General features: G+C 58.1%; 12 protein-coding genes and 6 pseudogenes. 7 read left to right on the forward strand and 11 right to left on the reverse strand.

The annotated features are described in order from the left end of the window. Positions 1 to 108, forward strand: a pseudogene (locus tag EOB59_RS10380) (transposase domain-containing protein); the annotation flags it as partial. A 606-nt stretch (positions 109 to 714) separates the two neighbouring features. On the opposite strand, the gene EOB59_RS10390 reads toward EOB59_RS10380, so the two are convergent. The 6 genes and pseudogenes from EOB59_RS10390 to EOB59_RS10415 all read right to left on the reverse strand — a co-directional run bounded on the left by EOB59_RS10390 (position 715) and on the right by EOB59_RS10415 (position 8,442). Next, a complete protein-coding gene (locus EOB59_RS10390) occupies positions 715 to 1,701 on the reverse strand; it encodes an ABC transporter permease (RefSeq protein ID WP_128288309.1) in 987 nt (328 codons plus the stop codon). Further along, positions 1,694 to 2,701, reverse strand: a complete 1,008-nt coding sequence (locus EOB59_RS10395; RefSeq protein ID WP_128288310.1) for an ABC transporter permease — start codon at positions 2,699 to 2,701, stop codon at positions 1,694 to 1,696. The genes EOB59_RS10390 and EOB59_RS10395 overlap by 8 nt, the downstream gene beginning before the upstream one ends. A 91-nt stretch (positions 2,702 to 2,792) precedes the next feature. Beyond that, the gene (locus tag EOB59_RS10400; RefSeq protein WP_245486583.1) at positions 2,793 to 4,451 is read right to left on the reverse strand and encodes a peptide ABC transporter substrate-binding protein; all 1,659 of its coding nucleotides are present in this window, start codon (positions 4,449 to 4,451) and stop codon (positions 2,793 to 2,795) included. A gap of 166 nt (positions 4,452 to 4,617) precedes the next feature. Continuing rightward, a complete protein-coding gene (locus EOB59_RS10405; RefSeq protein WP_128288312.1) occupies positions 4,618 to 5,637 on the reverse strand; it encodes an ABC transporter ATP-binding protein in 1,020 nt (339 codons plus the stop codon). After that, the gene (locus EOB59_RS10410; RefSeq protein ID WP_245486589.1) at positions 5,627 to 6,604 is read right to left on the reverse strand and encodes an ABC transporter ATP-binding protein; all 978 of its coding nucleotides are present in this window, start codon (positions 6,602 to 6,604) and stop codon (positions 5,627 to 5,629) included. Before EOB59_RS10410 ends, EOB59_RS10405 begins: the two co-directional genes overlap by 11 nt. 646 nt (positions 6,605 to 7,250) lie before the next feature. After that, a pseudogene (locus tag EOB59_RS10415) lies at positions 7,251 to 8,442 on the reverse strand (IS256 family transposase). A 751-nt stretch (positions 8,443 to 9,193) separates the two neighbouring features. Between EOB59_RS10415 and EOB59_RS36120 the strand changes: the two are divergent. Beyond that, positions 9,194 to 9,320 (forward strand): annotated as a pseudogene (locus EOB59_RS36120) (integrase); the annotation flags it as partial. A gap of 425 nt (positions 9,321 to 9,745) precedes the next feature. Here the strand turns inward: EOB59_RS36120 and EOB59_RS10425 are convergent. Beyond that, positions 9,746 to 11,491, reverse strand: coding sequence for a CocE/NonD family hydrolase (locus tag EOB59_RS10425; RefSeq protein WP_128288313.1), 1,746 nt, complete (start codon positions 11,489 to 11,491; stop codon positions 9,746 to 9,748). Between the two features lie 310 nt (positions 11,492 to 11,801). Here EOB59_RS10425 and EOB59_RS10430 point away from each other — a divergent pair. The 4 genes and pseudogenes from EOB59_RS10430 (at position 11,802) to EOB59_RS10450 (ending at position 17,211) form a co-directional block, all read left to right on the forward strand. Further along, positions 11,802 to 12,931: pseudogene (locus tag EOB59_RS10430) on the forward strand (IS3 family transposase). A gap of 377 nt (positions 12,932 to 13,308) precedes the next feature. Next, positions 13,309 to 13,563: pseudogene (locus tag EOB59_RS10435) on the forward strand (IS5/IS1182 family transposase); the annotation flags it as partial. 756 nt (positions 13,564 to 14,319) lie between these two features. Beyond that, on the forward strand, positions 14,320 to 15,795 hold the full coding sequence (locus EOB59_RS10445) for an NAD-dependent succinate-semialdehyde dehydrogenase (protein ID WP_128288314.1): 1,476 nt from the start codon (positions 14,320 to 14,322) through the stop codon (positions 15,793 to 15,795). Between the two features lie 12 nt (positions 15,796 to 15,807). Beyond that, positions 15,808 to 17,211: an aspartate aminotransferase family protein gene (locus EOB59_RS10450; RefSeq protein WP_128288315.1), complete on the forward strand. Its 1,404-nt coding sequence runs from the start codon at positions 15,808 to 15,810 to the stop codon at positions 17,209 to 17,211. Between the two features lie 58 nt (positions 17,212 to 17,269). Here the strand turns inward: EOB59_RS10450 and EOB59_RS10455 are convergent, their stop codons facing one another. The 4 genes and pseudogenes from EOB59_RS10455 to EOB59_RS10470 all read right to left on the reverse strand — a co-directional run bounded on the left by EOB59_RS10455 (position 17,270) and on the right by EOB59_RS10470 (position 20,880). After that, on the reverse strand, positions 17,270 to 17,629 hold the full coding sequence (locus EOB59_RS10455; RefSeq protein WP_128288316.1) for a hypothetical protein: 360 nt from the start codon (positions 17,627 to 17,629) through the stop codon (positions 17,270 to 17,272). 75 nt (positions 17,630 to 17,704) lie between these two features. Continuing rightward, positions 17,705 to 17,897, reverse strand: a pseudogene (locus EOB59_RS36125) (ABC transporter permease); the annotation flags it as partial. Between the two features lie 158 nt (positions 17,898 to 18,055). Further along, positions 18,056 to 19,369, reverse strand: coding sequence for a serine hydrolase (locus EOB59_RS10465; protein WP_128288317.1), 1,314 nt, complete (start codon positions 19,367 to 19,369; stop codon positions 18,056 to 18,058). Between the two features lie 332 nt (positions 19,370 to 19,701). Then, a complete protein-coding gene (locus EOB59_RS10470; RefSeq protein ID WP_128288318.1) occupies positions 19,702 to 20,880 on the reverse strand; it encodes a Xaa-Pro peptidase family protein in 1,179 nt (392 codons plus the stop codon). A 664-nt stretch (positions 20,881 to 21,544) separates the two neighbouring features. Here EOB59_RS10470 and EOB59_RS10475 point away from each other — a divergent pair. Further along, positions 21,545 to 22,735, forward strand: coding sequence for an aminotransferase class V-fold PLP-dependent enzyme (locus tag EOB59_RS10475; protein WP_245486584.1), 1,191 nt, complete (start codon positions 21,545 to 21,547; stop codon positions 22,733 to 22,735). Positions 22,736 to 22,758: the final 23 nt, after the last annotated feature.

A 22,758-nucleotide genomic window follows, 5' to 3' on the forward strand; every position in this document is an offset into this window, starting at 1 on the left:
CATCACCACGGCACGCCTCAACGACGTCGACCCGAAAGCCTGGCTCGCCGACGTCGTGGCCGCATTGCCGATCTTCCCGCCTCGCGTCTGCACGAACTACTGCCCTGACAATGGAACCGCCTGCGCGAAGCCGACAAGCCCGCCGATCAGCAGGCCGCCTGACCTTCACGCAAGTCCATCATAGAGCCCGCCGCGGCCACGCGCGCGTGCTAATCATGCGGCCTTCGTCGTATGCGTACGATAGGTCGCAACCTTGACGCCAACCACTGTCATCAAGGCCACCAAGGCACTGGGCGCCGATGCCCAGAGTTTTACGCGTGAGGTTAAGTCTGAGAATTGGTTGGTGTCGAACAGAGGAACGCGTCCGCCGGACCAGAATACTGGATGCTTATAATGTCACCCCAGACAGCGAAGCCATCGGCCAGGACAAGCCCGACGCAGATAGCAGCCTGATTGTCATAGAAAAATGCGCCCTTGCCAGGCGCTAACAAGACATCTTCGATCTGCATTTCGTTTCGCTCGGGTTGTTCCAAATGCGTTAGCCGCCTGGCCAACAATACGTCACTTGCCAACGAGTTCGCCAATGCAGATGGAGGCACTTGCCGCCGTCAAAGGTCTCTCGGAGACGATGCTGAGTCCTGAATTCCAGTTTCGCCGGTGTGAAGAATGGACCAATCAAGCCGTCTGACATACCGAAGGACTCACGAACGTGCTTCATCGCCGCAGTCGTGGATCGAGCGCATCTCTGAGGCCGTCGCCGATATAAGCGACGCTGAGGACTGTGAGCGAAATCGCAATCCCCGGCCACAGCACTAGTTGCGGGTAAACCTGCATCTGTCCCATCCCGTCATAGAGCAGCCGCCCCCAGGTCGGGAAATCTGGCGGAAAGCCTAAACCGAGAAACGACAGCACGCTTTCCGTGATAATGGCGTCGGCGATGCCGAGAGTGGCCGAGACAATGATCGGCGACATGACGTTGGGCAGCACATGCCGAAAGATGATCCGATGCGGCGGGGTGCCGATGCTGCGCGAAGCCAATACGAATTCGCGCTGCTTTACGGCCAACACCTCGCCCCGCACGATGCGCGCCGTGCCCATCCAGCTCATCACGCCGATGATCGACACGATTAGGATGAAACTCCCCAGATCGGGTCCGAGAACGCTTGCCACCGCATCGCGGAACAGCATCACTGCGACTAATAGCAATGGGAGCACCGGCAATGACAAACAGAGTTCGGTGAGCCGCATCAGCGGCCCATCAAGGGATTTGAAGTAACCGGTAAGGACACCGACAAGCGTGCCGATACAAATAGAGATGACCATCGCCGTCAGGCCGACGGCGATCGATATGCGACCGCCTGTCATCATCCGCGCCAGTAAATCGCGCCCAAGCTGGTCAGTGCCCAACGGATGGCCCCAGCTTGGTCCCGCGTTCATAGTCGTGAAGTCGATATAGGTAGGGCTTACGCGCCAAACGAAGGGGACGAAGAGGACACCTACGACAATCAGGAAGAAGACGGCCGCCCCGGCGAGCGCGCCCTTGTGGGTCTTGAACTGGTCCCAGACGTCCCACCGCTGATTGCGCGACGGTGCCTCGATCAACACAGGGTCCACGTCGGCGACGGGATCGGTAGTTGGCGTTTGCAAAACAAACGCCTCGGCAACTTCTTTCGGCTCGTGGTAGCTAAGCAGATTAGTCATAGCGAATCCTGGGATCGAGTACGCCGTAGAGCAGATCGGCAATCAGGTTGAAGACGACGATCAGCACAGCGAAGATGAAGGCCAATGTCTGCACCATCGGCACGTCGTTGGCGGAGATGGCGGTAATCAGGAGCTCGCCGATTCCGTTGACCTTGAATATCTGCTCGGTGACGATGGCGCCGCCGAAGATGCTTGGCAGCCCGAGCGCGATGATAGTGACCACCGGGATCATCGAATTGCGCAACACATGGATGAAAACGACCACATGCTCTCCCATTCCCTTGGCACGAGCCGTGCGGACGTAGTCCTGGCCGAGATTGTCGAGCATTGACGACCGCAGATAGCGGCTGATGTAAGCCGTGGTCTGAACAGCTAGCACCATCACCGGCATGGCCATTTGCCGGAGTTGCTCGAGAAAACTGCCCCAGTTGTCCACGACGAGATTGGTGTTGTAGATCGTCGGAAGCCAGTCGAGATACACGGCGAAGATCAGAATCGCCAGAACGCCCGAGAAGAAAGACGGTACGGCAAGGCCGAACATCGAAAAGAAAGTGCCGATCTGATCGAACACAGAATATTGCTTGTAGGCCGAGACGATGCCGATCGGCAGAGCAATCAGCACACCGACGATATAGGCGAGGCCGACGACTACCAAGGTTTGAGGAAGGCGTTCGGCGATAATGCTGAAGACCGGGCCGCGCGATTGCCAGGAGATGATGCGCTGTACACCGTCCGAAAAGTGCGTTCCGAAAAGAACGTCGAAGCCATGCAACGGCTCGATTACGAAGAACTGCTTCAGCCAAAGAAGATACTGGACGAACAGCGGCCCGTCGATGCCAAGAGCGGCGCGCATCTTTGTGCGCACTTCAGGCGGAAGGGAAGGGGGCAACTGCGATAACGGATCGCCAGGCGCCATTTTGAGCAGCGAGAAGATCACGAGGCTTATTAATAACAGGGTCGGGATCGCGATAAGCAGTCGTCGGATGGCATAGTTGAGCATGCGCCGTACCTATTGCTGCCGGCCGCGGAAATAGTGCCCGCGGCCGGTGTGGAAATGGAAGCCGAGCACCCTTACAAGAACACGCAGGCTCTCATTTTTTGCGATACCAGTCCTGAGCGTTCCCCAACTCGGAATCCCAAGCGTTCGGGATAGTGCCGCCCAGCGTATTGGAAATCGCCGAGACGACTCCGCGCCAGACCAGTGGCATGATCGCGTAACTGTCCGTTAGAATGGTATCGAGTTTTTTGACTATCTCGCCGCGCTTCTGGATATCAGCGGTCTTGCCGAGTTCTGTCACGAGCGCGTCGTAGTTCGTGTCGCAGTAGCGCGGGGTGTTCGTGCCTGGAGAGCCCGGCTGCGGAACCCGGCTACAGGTGTAGGCTTCGACATATGCGCCGGGATCGGTACCGTCAAAGTAGTCGGCCCACATCTGGGCGTCGGCGTAGAAGTTCGTGTACGTTTCCGGATTGCTCGGATCGCTGCCGAAGAAGACCGAAGCGTCGACGCTCTTGAGCTCTACCTCAACGCCTATCTCGTGCCACCACTGCTTGATGATCGCCTGGAACTGGTTGCGCACGGCGTTGGTCGTGGTCACGAAAGTGAGGTTCAGCTTTTCGCCGTCCTTCTCCCGGATGCCATCGGGCCCCTGCTTCCAGCCCGCCTCGTCAAGAAGCCTTTTGGCGTCCGGGATGTCCTGCTCCAGGCAGCCCGTACTGCCGGCGGCGAAGGTCGGCGGCGCCGGAACGAAGTCGCAGGTGGGCTTGCCCATGGAGCCGTAGCCGATCTCGCTCAACCTCACGCGGTCTAGCGCCATCGACAGAGCCTTGCGCACGCGAACGTCGCTGAGAATCGGGTGTGGATGTTTGGCTGTCGAACGCTCCTCCGGCGGGAGGCTGGGCGAGGGATCGGTTAGGTTCATGAAGAGGAATTCGACTTGCGCCCCGAAGGCCACCGCCACCTTGCCCTTGTCCCCTTTCTCCATCTCGCTTAGCACGTCCGGAGCGAGCTGCAAGTTTATGGCGTAGTCATATTCGCCCGTCTGCAGCACGGCACGGGCCGCCCCGAGCGCATCGCCGCCGCCCTTGATGTCGACCTCGGCGAAAGCGGGCTTGTTCGGATCGCGGTAGTTCGGGTTGGCCTTTAGCTGGATCGCGTCATTCGGCTTGAAACTGGTGACGACAAACGGCCCGGTGCCGACCGGATAGAAATTGGCTTCGGTGCAGGTCTGGGCCTTTGCGCCGAGGCAGTCGGCGAACTGGTTGGCCTGGATAATCGGAGACGCCTTCCCGACAAAGAGGGTATAGGGGACTCCCGTCGGCTCCTTGAACGTCACTTTAACGGTCAGATCATCCAGCGCCTCGACCTTGTCGACACCCTGGAATCTAGCTGTTGAGCAGCCAACCTTTGGGTCCATACAGTAGTTGGCGGTGAAAACCACGTCCTTCGAGGTGACCGGCGAACCGTCGGACCATTTGAGGCCTGGCCTCAGCTTCCAGGTGATCGACTTGAGGTCCTTGGCGACGCCGCCGTTTTCGACGGTCGGGATCTCCGCGGCAAGCCGCGGGAAAAGCTCACCATTCTCGTCATAACCGGCTAGCGGCTCAAGCACTAGCGAGGCAGGAATGGTCTCCTTGTCGCCTTGCGCGAGGTAAGAGTTCATCATCGACGGCGCCTGCCAATTCAGGATCTTGACGGCGCCGTCTGTGCCGCGTCCGGCAAATGCAGACGATGCGGCTAGGGTCGCTACCATCCCCCCTGCTAGAAGTGATTTTAATCTTAACATTCTGTTGTTCTCCTCTTTTTTTAACCTCGGCCTGGCTTATTCTGGCCTTTTGCCCCACGCCTAAATCCGTCCTCGTGGTGAATCACGGACGCGTTAGTGAAACCTTTCTGCGAGGGACCTCGCTTCCACTGCTTCACTCGGCCCTGTGGCAAGCGACCCAGCGCTCTCCGGCCAGCTTTCGCCAAGCCGGTTGCTCTACCGCGCACCTGTCGAACGCGACCGGGCAGCGGGTGCGAAATCGACACCCCGAAGGCGGATTGGCCGGGCTCGGTACATCGCCCTTGAGGACGATGCGCTGCCGAGCTCGCTCTACCCTTGGATCCGGCACCGGGACCGCAGAGAGCAATGCTTTCGTGTAGGGATGCATTGGGTCTTTGTAGATGAGGTCGCGCGGTGCGAGTTCCATCACCTTGCCCAGATACATCACCGCGACATCGTCACAGAGGTGACGAACCATTGAAAGGTCGTGACTGATAAAGAGGTATGTCAGCGAGAACTGCTCCTGGATGTCTTTGAGGAGATTGACCACCTGAGCTTGGATGGAGACATCCAAGGCGGAGATCGGCTCGTCGCAGACAATGAAGTCCGGATTGAGTGCGAGCGCCCGGGCGATGCCAATGCGTTGGCGCTGGCCGCCGGAGAATTCATGCGGGTAGCGGTTGGCGAATTTCGGGTTGAGGCCCACTGAATCGAGCAACTCGCGGATTCGCCTCTCCTTTTCCGTGCCTTTTAGCACAGCGTGCTCATTGAGCGGTTCAGCGATGATCGAGCCGACGGTCATGCGCGGATTGAGGCAGGCCTGCGGATCCTGGAAGATCATCTGCATGCGCGCGCGCATGCGGCGCAGCTTGTTGCCCCCGATGTGCGTGATGTCTTGTCCATCAAATTCGATGCGGCCGCCGGTGGGGTCGTAAAGGCGCAGGATAACGCGCCCCGTCGTCGTCTTGCCGCAGCCGCTCTCGCCAACCAGGCCCAGCGTTCGGCCTCGCCTGACTTCCAAATTCACGCCGTCCACCGCTCTGATGCTGCCTGCCTGCCGCCCGAAGACACCCCGATAGGTCGGGAAATGCAAGGTCAGGTTACTGATACGGAGAAGGACGTCGTCGTCGCCGGCCTGTCCATCTCTGGCGAGGATGCTGGGCTCAGAAATCATCGCGCGGCCTCCCCCTGGTTACGTCCCACCAGCACGCCGCATCGTGAGCTTGGCTAACAGGCATCAGCGGCGGCCTTTCGCTGAGACACCGGTCGAAAGCATGCGGACATCTGGGCGCAAAGGGACAGCTAGTCGGAAAGACGGTGAGATGGGGCGGCTGGCCGCCAACGCTCTTCAGTCGCTCCTGCCCCGACATATTGGCCCGCGGCAAGGTTTCCAGAAGCGCGCGCGTATACGGATGACTGGGATTTGCGTAGAGATCGTTGACAGCGGCGCATTCGACAACAAGTCCGCCATACATGACCATCACCCGATCGGCGATCCCGGCTACCACACCGAGATCATGTGTGATCCAGATGATGCTCATGCCGATTTCCTGGCGCAGCTTCTGCATGAGGTCCAGGATCTGGGCCTGAATCGTCACGTCGAGGGCGGTCGTCGGCTCATCGGCGATAAGCACCTTTGGGTCACAGGCTAACGCAATGGCGATCATCACCCGCTGGCGCATCCCACCGGAGAACTGGTGCGGATAGTCGTCTATCCTGTCCTGCGGCGAGGGAATGCCGACCCGCGAGAGAAGCTCGATCGCACGCTTGCGCGCCTCGCTACGGCTGAGACCGAAATGCTTGCGCAACGGCTCCATCAACTGGTAGCCTACCGTGAAGACCGGGTTGAGCGATGTCATCGGGTCCTGGAAGATGAACCCAACCTCGCCGCCGCGGACATTTCGCATTTCGCTCGGGTTAAGCGACAAAAGATCCCGGTCCCCGAGACGCACCCTTCCAGACACGATTTCGGCAGGCGGCGTTGGCAGGAGCTTCATGAGCGACATCATCGTAACGCTCTTGCCAGAGCCGCTTTCACCGACGACGCCAAGCAGTTCGCCGGGATTAAGTTCAAAGCTGACGCCGTTAACGGCGTGGATCGTGGTTCCGCGGGTCCTAAAAACAATCCGCAGGTCCGACACCTGCAAGACCGGCGCGTCGTTTATTCTGTGTGATGTCCGACCCACTAAAGCTACCCCTCGTTTCACCGAACGCCCTCAATGTGTCCCGGATAGCTCGGCCAGTGCCTTCTCAAGCTGGACCACGTGCGTTTCACGCAGAACTGGCAACTGAATGAATCGGCAATCCCTCCCTTTTCTTTCGATTCTGACGAGGCTTCCTTTTCCATTATGGCGGGATGAATTCTATTATGGCGGGACAAGCGAACTCTACTCGCTTTCGTTGATAATCAACGGCCGGCCGGATTACGTCAATTATAGTTTGTATAATGTTGTTATCTAGAAGCGAGATGGGTCAAACTGGATAAGTGCGATTGGGTGACTTTGAGCGCGCCGCTGATGCGGTTCGCTCTTGGTGATTGCGGTTGAGAGTTCGTCCCGGATATGGTGATGGGCTTCCCCGGTTTCGTTTCTAGTGACAAGGATCCGCGATCGATCGAAAGCGGGCAGCTCAGGCCCATGAGGCGTCGATGTTGCAGTTGGGCCAGCCATTGGCGATGCGCTCGATGTCTGGTAAAGTCAGGCGTGCGGATCAACCTGATTAACCTTGGCGGTCTATGCCGGGTTGTGTGCGTCAAGTTCTGCAAATTGGGGGCGGCCACGATGCTGGTCATGCGGCTTGGCGCAAAGCAAGCTTCTTGTGCTCGCGCAGGTCATCCATGTTGATGTAGCGGTTGGCCTCCATCCAGTTTTCGTTGGTTTCGACGGCCAGCGCCCTGACCAGGCGCAGGCAGCTTTCGGCGTTCGGGAAGATGCGCACGACATAGGTGCGCCGGCGGATTTCCTCGTTGAGGCGTTCCAGCATGTTGGTGGACTTCAGGTGCTTGTGGTGCTGGCGCGGCAGGCAAAAGAAGGTCAGCGTGCATTCGATGGTCTCCTCTACCCAGCTCGTCAGTCGCGGATAGCGGCCCGACCATTTGGCAAGCCATGCGGCGAGATCGGCCTTGGCCTCGGCGAGATCGCGCCGGTCATAGAGCCAGCGCAACTCCTGCAGGCAATCATCGCCACGATTTCTCGGCAGGTGATCGAGCGCGTTCCTGAGGCACGTAGCAGCGCTGCCAGGCGGCTTCGGGGATCACCCCGCCGATCGCCGCCACCAGGCTGGCATGATCGTCGGACACGACCAGTTCGACGCCCCTGAGCCCGCGCGCCTTCAGCGCGACAAGGAAGTCCCTCCAGGCCGAGCGGCTTTCGCGATTAGCCATCTCGACGGCCAAGATCTGGCGCCGGCCGTCCCAATCGATGCCGACAGCGATCAGCACCGCCTGGCTCATGACGACGCCGGCCTCACGCACCTTCTCATAGCGCGCATCGAGGATGAGGTAAGGAAACGGCTCTTGAAGGGGGCGCCTGGCAAAGGCAGCGAGGCTCTCGTCCAGCCGCTTGTTGATGGCCGAGATCGACGAGGCCGAGAACGCATGGCCGCACAGCTCTTCGGTGATCGCCTTGACCTTCCTGGTCGACACGCCCTGCACATACATCTCCGCAAGCGTCGCCACCAAGGCCCGCTCGGAACGCTGGTAACGCTCGAAAAGCTCGGTCGAGAAGCGGCCGGCCCGGTCCTGCGGAACCCGCAGCTCAAGCTTGCCGACCCGCGTGACAAGGGTGCGGCCGTAATAACCCGAGCGGTAGCCGAGCCGCTCAGGTGTGCGCTCGCTCTTCGAAGCCCCCAGCGCCTCGTCCATCTCGGCCTCGAGCACCTCCTGCATCACCGCACGGATCACTTCGTGCAATCCATCCGGGTCCGAAAGCAGAATGTCTTTGACGGCAGCGCTGGCGGTCTTACTTTCAATCTTGGTCATGGTGGCGTTCCTTCGCGGGAATCGGTGACGTTAACAATCACCAGCCTGCCATGACCGCCCTCTCTCAGCGAATTTGCAGAACCCTCAGCACACTACCCTATGCCGACCGCCGAACTTATGCCGAGCGGGTATACCAGGACGTAGACTCATAACCGCGTAGCCAGATGCGAATTGCGACAAGTTTCAGTGCGGCGAGGTAGTTCTCGGCCAGTAGGTGACGATCCGGATATTGAGCCGGCCGTTGCTAGTCAGAACGTAGGAGAAAGGGAGGCCCATGTTGGGAACCTAGATGATCGCGCCGCGTACACAAAGGCACAAACGCAAGTCCCAATCCATTCGTCTCTCGGTCATCCCTCATTTATGAGTTCACGGCCTAAAGTTTTTTGTGGCTTGGTCGCAGCTTGATCGCATAAGCGGTTCCCTCAGTTCCGAAGTCGGAACATGACGCAGGCCTCCCAGGTAAGTTCAATCACCTTTCCCGCGCACCTGCCGGATCTACAGCCCTGCCCCTTGATGATATGGACTTCGCGATATGTTGCCCGCTCGTCCGGCCCGGGGTGCCTCACATCCGGTTTCTGTTCGCCAGATCGCGCTCCACGCTTCCTTCAGACACCACCTCGCGGCAACACCCTTGGCTTCACTAGCGTTCACCTCCATCACATTTGGCGGTTCGGCTTGCGGGTGAAGCTTCTGTTTTGAAGGATTGCGGCTGTTAAGGTTAAAGCGCAATCTTGAGAATAGGAGCAATAAGATGGCCGAGTTGAGCCCGCTTCGCCCGGCGCATGATCGAGGATATCACGATCCGTAATCTGTCGCCGGCCACGCTGCGCTCCTATGTGCATGCCGTGGCGAAGTTTTCGCACTACTTTGGCCGTTCTTGGTCCGGAGGAGCACCACGACTCCCATGGTGAGCACGCGGCCAGCTTGCGAGTGGGGATCGGGAAACTACAATGCGTGGAGAGCATGCGACGCCAAACACCATTATTTTCGCATTGTGGCCTTAACGGCCCGGCATCAGAGGGTGCCCCCCATAGCGATGTCGCTGCGCATCTGGGGGTCCCCGCCAGCGCGGGCTAAAGACCGACGCACCGGCTTGGCCCCAGTTTGTTGATGCGCCCCCTCGGGCCAGATGGCATTCCGGACGCGGAGTTGGTGGCATCGCGCGCACAGGTAACGGCGTGCCAATCCTGGCAAACAGCACTACGACGACGGTCTCTACAACCCTATCTTATTTGGTCACCCTACCTTGGGCGAACTATGCCTGCCCGGGTCGGAGTTTGGCGGGTGATGTCTGAGCTGAAGCTCAACGAATTGGCAATCCGCCGGTGACAAACACAGATCCTTTTCGATAAGGCTGAGCTCGCTGGGTGCCCCATTCAGGTGCGGGCGCTTGCGCTTTCGCCCCCGGCATGATGGGAAGGAGGATTCTCGAAGGATATGTCTCCGAGTGATAGACCCTGTTAATGGATGCAGCGCCAGCTGGAATGCTGCCGATGGACGGCTTGGAGATGGGATTGGGAGCGCCGATGGTTAGCTCAAGACTGTGGCCTCGTCGCACTACATGAGCGATTGGCGACAACAGCGACATTCGCATCTCATAAATTTGCCCCGGCGTGAGTTTCTGGGTTTCGCGAAAAATATGAACGACTTCGTCAGAATAGCTCCGCTTTTCATCGACTGCGCGTAGTGACGCGCGCAGCAGGCCTGATTGAAGGAAGAGCACGTTTCCTTCCGAATCGACATCCTTCAAAGTTAGTTCCAAGTCTGCATCATCTCCATTGTCGATGCTGAGATAGAGTGTAACTTCCGGGTTCCCCAATAGTGTCATCTCGGAGAGCGCTACAGCCGTGCGGTAGTTCAACACACCTTCCTTGTTGGGCTGGATGGCGAATTGCTGATTGTTTCCATAGAGTTCTGCTCCAGACGGATAGAGGTAGGCGCGCGAGCCGTGATTGGGACGAGCATCAGGTTTGTCAGGCGATATCTTGGCATCGGCCGTCAGAAAGTACGGGCGACGCTCCACTGAAGATTCTGGCCAACCGTTGTGCTGTGTTACCCAACCCGCAACGGACTTCTTGGGATCTCCACCGGGCTCCCAAACTTCCCAATAGATAGTTACCGGCAATTCGTGTTCTATACCATTGTCAACCCTCTTTACCCAGCGATCCAGAAATTTCATACGCTCGTCGCTTACAATGCTATACTCACGGGGTCCCGGACCGGCGATACCGTGATCGCCGTTCATAAGGACAAGTTTCTGGTGCTCCAAGTTCGGCATCAGCTGAGTAAATAGCCGAGTGCTTTCCCTGACTGCACAGCGGTCCTGCCACGCACCAATAATCATTGTGGGGACAGCAACCTTGCCGGCAACCTCGTCGCGAGCCAAACAGATCGAGTCCCACCATTCATCCTTTAGTGGGCGCTTTCTGATCTCATCAAAGAATGAATGTTTGACGAGTTGTCGGTCGCCTCCACGAATTCGGACACATTCGGTATCCCCCGCGCTGATTCGCCCCTCCACTCCCTCAACCTGGGAAACGAACTCACTGTCGAGAGACCATCGCAATGTGGAGAGCTGCAGCATTCCGCCTAAGGAAATCCAATCGTCGTAGCCGTCTAAGACGCCGCTCGCCACAATGGCTCTCAAATGAGGCGGTCGTTCTGCTGCGACCCAGAATTGAACCGTGCCCGCAGATGAATTGCCGACCATTCCAATGTTGCCGTCGCTCCAGGGCTCTTCAGCAATCCATTCGACTATTTCGGCACCATAAATCCCTTCCTTTCGGTCAAACCAATAGTCGATGATGCCTTCCGAACAGCCCGTCGCTGGGAAGTTGGCCCCGACGAAAGCGTAGCCGGCGTTTAGAAACGGTTTCGCGACTTCGAAAGGTGCAAAGCCCGCTGTGTATGGGGAGTACCAGAAGACGCTCGGATAGCGGCCAGATTTCGGATAATACGAAATGTAGGCAATGCGCGTTCCGTCCTTCATCGACACGTAGCCCATGTCGCATGCGACGTCAGCTTCAGTAAGAGGGGCATTGAGTGTCATCTGCGAATCCCGTTCAATTTCCATTTACTTTGCTTTCATAATCGCGTTGAACAATGCACAAAAGCCGGAAGACATTCTTCGAAACAGGCGGCCTGTAGTGCTGAGCTTGGGCGGCCTCACATGGCTCCGACAATCAAGAACCGCGCTATGAAGCTAGCAGCGTCAGCGGCCGCTTTGAACGAATTATCCTTCGGCAAACGCAGGAAATCGGCGTTCCTCCGCTGAGGGCGCACGTAACGTGCAGAGTACTGGCCTGCTGCCGGTTTCGTGGACACCGAGATAAGGTGTTTAACGGAACTGGAGAGTGGAAATGCAGAGAAGGAAGTTCAGCCGCGAGTTCAAGCTTGAGGCAGTGAGGCTGGTGAAGGATCGGGGCGTCGTGGTGACCCAGGCGGCCCGCGACCTCGATCTCCATGAGAATGTGCTGCGCAAATGGGTGCGCGATCTATCGGCCGATCCGCAGCATGCCTTTCCCGGCCACGGACAGATGAAGCCCGAGCAGTTGGAGATTGACCGGCTGCGCAAGGAAGTCGCGAAGCTGAAGGCGGAGCGCGACATCCTAAAAAAGGCCGCAGCCTACTTCGCGAGGGAAGTGACATGAGGTTCGCTTTCATCGCGAGGCACCGGGGCATCTGGCCGGTGGCATGGCTGTGCAGTGTGCGCTGGATGTGTCCCGCTCGGGCTTCCATGCCTGGCTCAACCGCAGCCCCAGCGTTCGCTCCCGGCATGACGAGATCCTCGTTTCCAGGATCGACCGAAGCTTCAAGAGCAGCGACCGCACTTACGGCGCGCGTCGGGTCTGGCACGACGTTCTGGCAGAGGGACTTTCCTGCGGACTGCATCGCATCGAACGGCTGATGCGGGAGAACGGCTGCGGGTCCGGCCTCGGCGCCGCGGACTGCCGAAGGACACCAGAGAGCGAGCGGCGGTGTCGGAGAACCTACTCGACCGCGCCTTCGAGGCATCGGCCCCGAACCAGAAGTGGATTGCGGACTTCACCTACATCTGGACCGCCGAAGGATGGCTCTACGTTGCCGCCGTCGTTGATCTGTTCTCCAGGCGTGTCGTCGGCTGGGCGATGAAGGCCGAGATGACGGCGCAGCTCGTCACCGACGCTCTCATCATGGCGATCTGGAGGAGAGGCAAGCCGGACAGCCTGCTGCACCACTCCGACCAAGGATCGCAATATACGAGCGAGCAGTTCCAGCGACTGATGGCCTAATGAGCCGGTCGGGCAACGTCTGGAACAACGCTGCGATGGAGAGCTTCTTCTCGTCGCTCAAGACCGAGCGGATAGCCCGCAAGGTCTACAGAACGAGGGATGACGCCAGGGCGGATGTGTTCGATTACATCGAGCGCTTCTATAACCCTCGGCGAAGGCACTCGACGCTAGGCTACCTGAGCCCAGTCGAGTTCGAGGAACAAGCTATGCTAGCTTAACCTCGTGTCCGAAAAACCGGCAGCAGGCCATACAATGCAGTCCGTCGGGCGGTCTGACTTAAAGCCGACGACAATTTAGCGGTTGCCCTTCCCAAACCTCGGTATTTCGGTGGTGCCGGCGCAGCGGCGGCGAGTTGTAGCGTTCCAGACCGCGTAACCGCATAAGCGGAGCCCCCCGGCCAGTTCCTTACGACGTCGCCCGTGAACTATCGGCAAGGCGGCTCGCTGATTGAGGAAGATTGTGGATTAGTTAGGCATTGCAGGAGTTGCAGTGTTTGGCCGCTGCTTTCTTGCTTTCTTGCAATTCGATTTGCCGATTCCATTGTGCGCCAATGCGTGATTCACTCGTTTAGGCGAGGCGAATCGAGGGGACGGCGGTGTCCAGGCCACGCGAGAAGCGCGAGACGCGAGAGCAGGATCTGTTCCGCTCCAGGCTCGATCAGATCATCAACATGAAGCATGAGCTGGTGCGGCTGGCGCAGGCGATCGACTGGCCGGTGCTGATGATCGTTTCGGCGCGGTTTATTCGGACGGACCGGGCATGCCGCCGTTGGCGACGTGGCTGATGGGGGGGGCTTGCGATCCTGAAGCACACCTTCAATCTGTCGGACGAGGAGCTGTGTGCCCGCTGGGCGGCGAGACCCTGCATGCCCTCTCGAAGCGCCACGACATCTCACGCAATCTGATGCGGATACACCTTGAGGACCGCGTTATCCTGAATGGGAACAAGACCGTCGTTTTCTCAGGCTGAGAAGGCAGAGGCTCTTAGTCGTAGTCGCGAAGCCCTCAAGGGCGGGGAAGCGATGCTCGCTGGCGCGAAGCGGTTCGCGTTGAGCAGCGCGCGACTGTACCGCATTGAAAGTTTGTCCGAACTCTTTCGGCGCTGCCATCCGCTCTGCGAGCGAGGCCCGCGCGCTGTTCTGGTCTGCGCTCCCTATAGGACGAGAAGAGCGGTGTGTGCGACCAAGGTGAACATCGTGTCGTTCAGCAGTTCACCGCACGCGTTTGTCCCAGGGCGGACGCTTGCCCCTTTCGCGATGCCGGGCTTCTGGCCGGCCTATGCATATTCGAGCGTCGCAATTCAATGGCACGCAGACTAGCAAGGGACGGAGGGCGCCTTCTTTCAGTTCGGCGGCATGCGGAAGTACTGCCCGAAAAAGCTTTTAAGTTCCATTAGGTGACACCTGCGAGTACCGTTCAGCCCGCTTTCGCACCACCTGTGCTGCCATTCTTCTAGCAATAGCGACGCAGCAGTCGCGCAAGGCGGAACAATTCGTCTGCACGTCACTATTCGCAGGAGAACGGCTTGGTAGGCTGCAACTGCGCTGCCAATCGACGATTTTACAGCGCTAATTTTGATGAAATTGAACGCCCATCCGGAGTTTTAGATGAAAGGTTCCGCAACCGCTGCATTGGAGGGCCTCAAACGCCCGGACCTGCTGCAACGAGGCGCGTATGTGAATGGCGCTTGGCTCTTGAAGCCCGAAACCCTCGCTGTGGTCGATCCCGCTACCAGCGAAGAACTGGCTCAGGTGGCAGCCTGCGAAATGTCTGATGTAGATAATGCGGTTCGTTTCGCGCGAAGCGCATTCCTGCGGTGGCGCGACTTGCTTCCTTCAGAACGGGGCGCATACCTCCGGAAGTGGGCGACAGGATTGCGCGAAAATGCGGAAGATCTGGCCGTCATCATGACCGCCGAGCAAGGCAAGCCTATCGCGGAGGCTCGCGGCGAAATCTCATACGCCGCGGGCTTTCTGGACTGGTTTGCAGCGGAGGGCGAGCGAGCATACGGCGAAACCATCCCCAGCCATATAATTGGAAGCCGGCTGGCCGTGCAGATGCAGCCGATCGGAGTGACCGTTGCTATCACACCATGGAACTTTCCATCGGCAATGATCACAAGAAAGGCCGGAGCGGCGTTGGCCGCTGGCTGCACCATGATTGTAAAGCCTGCTCCAGAAACACCCTTGTCGGCACTCGCGCTTGCGCGTCTTGCCGAAGACGCAGGAATCCCCGCCGGCGTGTTTCAGGTGATAACCGGCGAAGCTCCCCCAATTGCAAAGCGGCTGTTGGGACATACCGATGTGCGCGCGTTCTCATTTACGGGCTCGACCGAGGTCGGGCGATCCCTGCTTGAGCAGTCCGCAAGGACTGTAAAGAAAGCTTCGCTCGAGCTGGGCGGCAATGCTCCATTCATTCTTTTCGACGACGCGCCGATGGAAGCTGCGGTGACAGGCTGCATGGCAGCAAAGTTCGCTACATCCGGCCAGGACTGTTTGGCAGCAAACAGGATTTACGTTCAGCGGGGAGTCTATGACCGGTTCGTAGAAGAATTCGGCAAGGCCACCAGCAAACTGAAAGTCGGACACGGATTGGAGATCGACGTCGACATCGGTCCAATGACCAAGGCATCTGGTGCCGAAAAATGCAGGCGGCAGATCTCCGAGGCTCTTTCAGCAGGGGCTCGAATGATAGTCGGCGCACATACCGCTCTTGGTGGGAACTTCGTGATGCCGACAGTGCTCGCCGATGTGACCGACGACATGCTGGTTGCAAAAGAAGAAACGTTCGGGCCTGTGGCTGCAATTCTGCCCTTCGACAACGAAGCGGAGGTGCTCGCGCGCGCGAACAACTCGGAGATGGGTCTTGCGGCGTATATTTACACCCGAGATCTTAACCGCGCGATGCGGCTCACCGACCGGCTCGAATACGGCATGGTGGCGGTCAACACCCCAAAATTTACGGGAGCGCCCATCCCCTTTGGCGGATGGAAACAGTCCGGACTCGGCCGGGAAGGCTCAAAACATGGCATTACCGAGTATCTAGAACCCAAATACACCTGCTTCGGAAATCTTGCAGCATAAGAGGATGCGTTGATGACTATCAACATCAAAGAAGTAAGCGAGAAGGACAGGAACTCTGTCCTGCATCCTTTCACGCAGCTCAGGGATTTCGCTAGCGGCAAGCTTGGTGATCCAACGATCATCGAAACGGGCAAAGGCATCCGCATCCAGGATGCGCATGGAAACCAGTTTATCGACGGCTTCGCTGGCCTATACTGCGTTAACGTCGGCTACGGCCGCACCGAAGTCGCAGAGGCGATCTCCCGTCAAGCTCACCGTCTCGCCTATTACCATTCCTACGCCGCGCACACGACCGACGAACTTGCTATCCTGTCTGACCGTCTCGTGAAAATGGCGCCAGGTAAGATGAGCAAGATTTTTTATGGCATGTCCGGCTCGGACGCCAACGAGACGCAGGCCAAACTGGTCTGGTACTACAACAATCTTCGGGGCAAGCCGAACAAGAAAAAGATCATCTCGCGCGAGCGCGGTTATCACGGCTGCAGCGTCGTGTCGGGGTCCATGACCGGCATGAGCTTTTACCACGACCACATGGATCTGCCGCTCCCGCAGATTGTTCACACCGGTGTTCCACACCATTACTGGGGTGCGACCCCGGGCGAGACCGAGCGCGAATTCTCCGTTCGCCGCGCCGCCGAGCTGGATCAGCTGATCGAACGCCTGGGTCCGGACAATGTTGGCGCCTTCATCGGCGAGCCGGTGCTCGGCACGGGCGGCATCACGCCTCCGCCGGAAGGTTACTGGGAAGCGATACAGACGGTCCTCAAAAAGCATGATGTGCTGCTCATTGCTGATGAAGTCATCACCGGTTTCGGCCGGATCGGCTCGATGTTCGGCTCCCAGCACTATGGCATCGAGCCAGATCTGATCACGATCGCGAAAGGTTTGACGTCGGCCTACTTCCCGCTCTCCGCGGCAATCGTCGGTGAAAAGGTCTACAAGGTTCTGGAAGATGGAGCCGACAGAGTCGGTGCATTCTCCCACGGCTATACCTACTCAGGTCATCCGATCGGAGCGGCGGCGGCGAACGCGGTTCTCGACATTGTCGAGAAGGAAGACCTACCCGGCAATGCTCGCAACGTTGGCGCATTCTTCCAGGCGCAATTGAAGGAAAGATTCGCGCAGTTGCCGATCGTCGGCGAAGTGCGCGGCGTCGGTCTTATGGGCGCAATCGAATTTGTCGCCGATCGGCACAAACGCAAAGGTTTTGATCCGACGCTCAAGGTTGGTGCCAGAATTTCGAAGGCTGCCCGTGACCGTGGTCTTATCGCTCGTGCCATGCCGCACGGGGACATTTTGGGCTTTGCTCCGCCGTTGATAGCAACCAAGGCAGAAGTCGAAGAGATCGCTGCAATCGCCGAAAGCGCAGTGCGCTCGGTGATGGACGAACTCGTCCGTGATGGCCACATCCTCTGAAACACGCTTCGAGGTCTCCTGCAGTATCAATGCGAGGCCGGAGAAGCCTTGCACATGTCTATATAACCAGTGGCCACCCACACCTCCACGCCGTTCGAGACTGGATAGACCGCTCCAGCACATCAAGGAACCGGCCGAGCGCGTAGGTGTCGATACTCTCGATCCACAGCCGACGGATGCCGCCAGGCTCCATTTTTCCATGCTGCTCTTCATCGCCAGGACGGAACATATGCGCTGGCTTCGCCAAAACGACCTCCACGGTAACAAGCTGCGGCACGGACGGCACGGAGATCTGGCAGAGCTCCTTGCGACCGGAAAAGCTGGCACTGAAGGCTCGCCCGATCGCGCGATCGCCGAAACACTGGCCCCAGCCCTCGAAAGTCGCCGCGACCAGCCGCTCAACCTGATGCTTCGTCACAGGGCTACTCCGAGTGCTTTGCACTGCCTTCAGCCAACTCAGCAAGCCAGCCGTCACTGTACCTCACCGTGAGGATACGAAAGGACGGGTCAGAAGGAAGAGCACGGCGAAGATGAAGCGAAGGCCGAGTTCCGAGAGTAGCGGCGAGAGACATTCCGCTGAACCTCGCAGAAGATGATCCAGCCGCGGCCTTCGCCCCGCATTGTGGCCGCCTCGACAAAGTCGATCGTATTGATGTCGGCGGGACGGCGCGTGACAGCCGGTTGACTGCGCCGGTCTGGAGTTCGGCAGCAACATCGGCTATCACAACCAATCCAGGCCGCGCTCGATCTCGATCGCAAAAATCAGCTTACCTTCGTGCGTAACCCGACCCTGCCCCTCCGGCGGTCTTGCATCGCCGAACCGCTACGATCTCGCACCGGTTTCTTAACTTTCCAGCGCATCTCGGATGGCGCGAATCGCCCCGAACGCATCAAAGGGAAGGGCTTTGGGGGCCTGGTAAACTTGGTCAGGCCACTGTGCCCGCTTCACCGGTGATTGGCCAGGCTGGTGTGAGAGCTTCACCGCCGCGAAGTCTGCTTGAGGATCAATATAGATCACCTGGCCACCATACCCCCACGCGATGTAGGCGCCTCTCTCTTGGTCTTCAATCCAGAACGTATTGTGATAAGCGCCATTGGGCAGGTCTGAACTGGCATCGGCATAAGAACCGTTCGGTGCGAACAAGTCGAATAGATGAGACTTAGGGCGTCTTATCGCCTCGATCCATTCAGATGGAACGATCTGCCTGCCGTTGAGCCTGCCGCCGCGCAGATGCAGCAGCGCGAAGCGCGCGAAATCACGGAGTGTGGCTTGAAATCCACCGGACGACATTGAAAAACGAGACTTGTCTACGATTTGGCAGGCGTCTTCCTCCGCCCCCATCGGACTCCACAATTCGCTGCTGTACAGTTCCGGGAGAAACTTGCCGGATACGCGCTGCATGATTAGCCCCAGCACGTCGATGTTGGGGTCAAAGTACTTGAACCGCGCGCCGTGCGGCGCCTCCTGCTCGGTTATCCGCAGAATGGCCTGCCATATATCGGGAGGAGCGGCAGGATGTCCCTCCGGGTGGCCGAAGTATCCTGTGGCTACAACGTAATTAAAGTAATCGTTGTTTGGCACGTACCACAATCCCTTGAGAGTGGCGCCCGCAGTCATGTCCAGCAAGTGCTGCACCGTGGCGCCGCGGTAGGCGGTGGCCTGTAGTTCCGGCAGATACCGTGTTACCAGACTTTCAGGGTCGATAAGCCCACGGTGCACAAGAATTCCGAACACCGTCCCGGTGATGGACTTGGAACCCGATCTGGCGATGTGCTGAGAATGCGGTTCCATACCATTCATGTATGTTTCGAACACGATCTCGCCCTGGTGCAAAACCAGAAACCCGTCAGTATAGTCCCTCTCGAGGTATTCGCGGATCGTGGCGTGCTGGCCGTCGCTCGACGAAACTTCGATGTCACCGATATCCCCCCTGGTCCGACTTGGAAGCGGCAGGACCGGTCCTGGCCCGCGCCAAACCCGGGCGGTTCGCGTAGATTCGCTTACGTGCGAGTATGTCCACTTGCTATAAGGCCAAAAAGACCACTCGTCGGGTGGGATGATCGGCGCACCCAGCGTCGGATCGGGCCGCCATAACTCGGGATCGGACTGCGAGGTGCCGGCAACGCGGCGGTTGAGATCTTCGACTTCCTGAGACATCGAAATGCTCCTTGACTTCGGCCAATGCCATCACAAACTGGCGGCAGATGGCCAATTTTCTGAAATTCAGCACTCATCAGGCCTATACTTTGATCAACCCGACACCGCTCGTGAAAAAGGTTTCACTTGGGCAATGGAGAGCCGATCGACATAAGCACCTATTGGGATCACGCCCATGTTCGCCAGCTGCTGCTGTGTTGGACGAAACAGCGTTTGCAGGTGCGTTAACATTGCGCGTCTACTGGCCTGGCAGCGAACCGGGCCGCGATCGGAACACCCCCAAGTTGTTCTCGATTGGCCCAGCCCGGTATCATCAGAAGCCTGCGTCTGTTTTAGCGGACGTAAAGCTGACGTTTGTAGTTCGTCAAAATCTCGCAGCCAGTTTCGGTTACTCGAACAGTCTCGCTGGTGCCGACGTCCGCAAAGCCGAAAGCCTTGACCATCGAGGGGATATGGAACACCATATTCGGCTTGAGGATCCGCGTTTCCCCTCGCTTAAACGACAGGATGTGGCCTTCGCCCCAATCCGGCGGGTAGCTGATGCCGATGGAATACCCTGTGCGCTTGAAACGACCCTCGTAGCCTCCATCGTTGACGGTCTCCGACCAGATACTCCACACCTCACCGAGAGGGCGATCAGGACGTATGCCGTCGAGCATGTTTTCCAGCGCCCTTCGTGACACGTCCTCCATTTTCTCGAGTTCACGGTTGGATGGACTGACCACGGAAGCCCGCATGATCGCGGCGCTATAGCGTCGAACGGTGCCGGACAGTTCCAGGAAGACAGGATCACCCGCCTGAATCTGCCGGCCCGACCACGTGCCGTGCGCATAGCTCGTGCGCACGCCTGAAGTCACAAACGGCGGGTAGCCGGGGTATTCACTTCCCTTGAGCGTGACCACGCGCTGGATTTCGGCGGCGATTTCATTCTCGTTCACGCCGGCCCTTATCTGGTTGATACCTGCTTCGATGCCGGCCTCAGCAATCCGAGCCGCCTGCCGGATATAGTGTATTTCAGCATCGGATTTAATGACGCGGACGGTCTCGACAATTATCGAGCCATCTTCGAAGCGCACATCGGGGAGAAGACTCTTGAGCGCTTCATAATCGGCGATCGAGAAGAACCAGGACTTTTTCTCAAACCCTACCTTCGCCTTGGCAAACCCCAGGTTACGCAGGGTTTCCGCGAGCAGCTCGAGCGGGGCCTCGTGGTCCATGTAGCTGGTACTGTTATCTATCCACGAATAGACCCGGACATTCACTTCTTCAATGCCGCGGGTGATATGCAGGGGCTCCCCTTCCAGCGGGATAAGCAGATACTGGGCGGAGGCATAACCGAGCGTGTTGTAACCGCTTAGGTAAAGCATGTTCTCGGGGATGGTCACCACGAGGATGTCCAGATCGCGGGCTGCAATGCCTTCGCGGACCGCCTTGAGCCTTCTTTGATATTCCTGGATAGTAAAAGCCAGGTCTTTTTCTACCTTTATGGTGTCTATTCCGGAAACTTTCATAGGAGCCCTTCGAAACAAAGAGGCGCGCCACGCGCTGGACGGTGTATCGTAGCACCTGACCTGCGCATAACGTTGCCGTCGTTTCCAAGTTCGCGCAGGAAACCTGCGTTGAGCTGGCCTTGATGCTCAAAAGCCTCCGTCCTCGTCTACATTGCTGTTCCATCGACAGCCATCCCAACAATCCAAACCTCTGGAAAATGGCGGCGGGTCGGGCGAAATCTGCGCGAAGGTTGTGCCCGCGTCAGGAGCCTGGACTTCGCCGGCTTAGATCACTTCACTTCCGGCAGCCTCGGCGCGCGTGCGGGCCGTCGGAGTGTTCTGCCAGTTGAGATGGCAGGCTTGTGATCGGGTAAGAATGCGGCTGCCGTCACCGCTGACGTCGGGTCCCCTGTCCGAGGCGCTGACGTCGCGGGCCTCCCGATGCAAAGTGCCTGCGCGCACGATTGGCTGCCCCCTCCCGGCTCGAAAGTCTGCACGCAATTCGCATCTATGCAGAAAATCCTCAACATGGGTGAGAAATAGGGGGAATTTCCCATGGTCTGACGGATATGATCAATCCTGCACAGACGAAGCTAGTTCCCCGCTGCCGCCAGCCGCGTTCGCGCCTGGAGTCTGTCCGCGGCGTTTGGACCAAGGTAAACCGCAATTGACGAGCTCCATGATTATGAACGGCAGTCTCCTTCCATTAGACAGCATCAGGGACGATTTCCCAGCGACGCAAGACTTTATTTACATGGATGTTGCCAACCAAGGATTGATATCTCGTACCACAAGAATGTCGTTCGAGGATCATCTGAATAACAGATTGCACGGGATAAACGATGAGCTTAGCCAATTGGCGGCCATCGAGAAGACACGCGCCAGATTTGCTAGATTTGTTGGTGCGGATAAAGATGAAATTGCCATCACAAAAAACGCGTCAGAGAGTATCAACATAATCGCCAACGCGATTGACTGGCGAGCCGGCGACAGCGTTGTCTTATGCCCTCAACTTGAGCATGCTAACAACATCCTGCCATGGCTCCAGGTGAAAGCTCTACATGATGTTGATCTGAAATTGGTGGAGCCGGATAATGGTGCCATTCCCGTAGATGCGATTGTCAATGCCCTTAATTCCAGGACTCGCGTTGTGGCGCTTTCGACCGCAACAATGGTTCCTGGTTTTCGGACAGTCACGCAACCCGTCGCGGAGGCGTGCAGGCGTCATGGCGCCTTCCTTTTGGCGGACGGGACTCAGTCGGTCGGAATTCTCCATACTGATGTCAACCGGTTGGGAGTAGATGGTTTGGCCGTCTCGACTGTGAAGGGATTGATGGGCCTCTACGGATCGGGGTTTCTCTACTGCCGCCGGGAGTGGGCAGATCAGCTAAAGCCAGCTTACCTCGCTCGCTTTAGCGTCGATCTCGGGAACGCACCAGAGTCGGCTCCCATTCTCAACGCCGCCAGGCTGCGGGCTGGAGCGCCTCGTTTTGATATCGGGCATTACAATTTCCCAGGCATGATTGCCGCGCACGCATCCTTGGGGCAACTGCTGGAGATCGGAACCGAAGCAATCGACAAGCACGTGACATCTTTGGCAACTCGACTGGCTTCAGGGCTGCTAGAAGCCGGACTGCCTGTCTGTGGCGGGCCTCCTGGCGACCACACTGGGAGTATTGTGGCGATTGGCGACATGGCTGCACTCGGCGGAACGCAAGAAGTCGCCGCTTACATACCGTCGCTGCACAGCTATCTTGCGGAAAACAAGGTCGTTGCATCAACGCGACGAGGGCTCCTTCGGTTCTCGCTTCATCTTTACAACAGTGAAGAAGAAGTCGACCAAGTTATCGATATAGTCAAGAAATGGTCGAATTAGCTGCGCCAGATTACAACCGGATA

Source organism: Mesorhizobium sp. M7A.F.Ca.MR.176.00.0.0, assembly GCF_004023165.1.
In the GTDB taxonomy this organism is placed as follows: Bacteria; Pseudomonadota; Alphaproteobacteria; order Rhizobiales; family Rhizobiaceae; genus Mesorhizobium.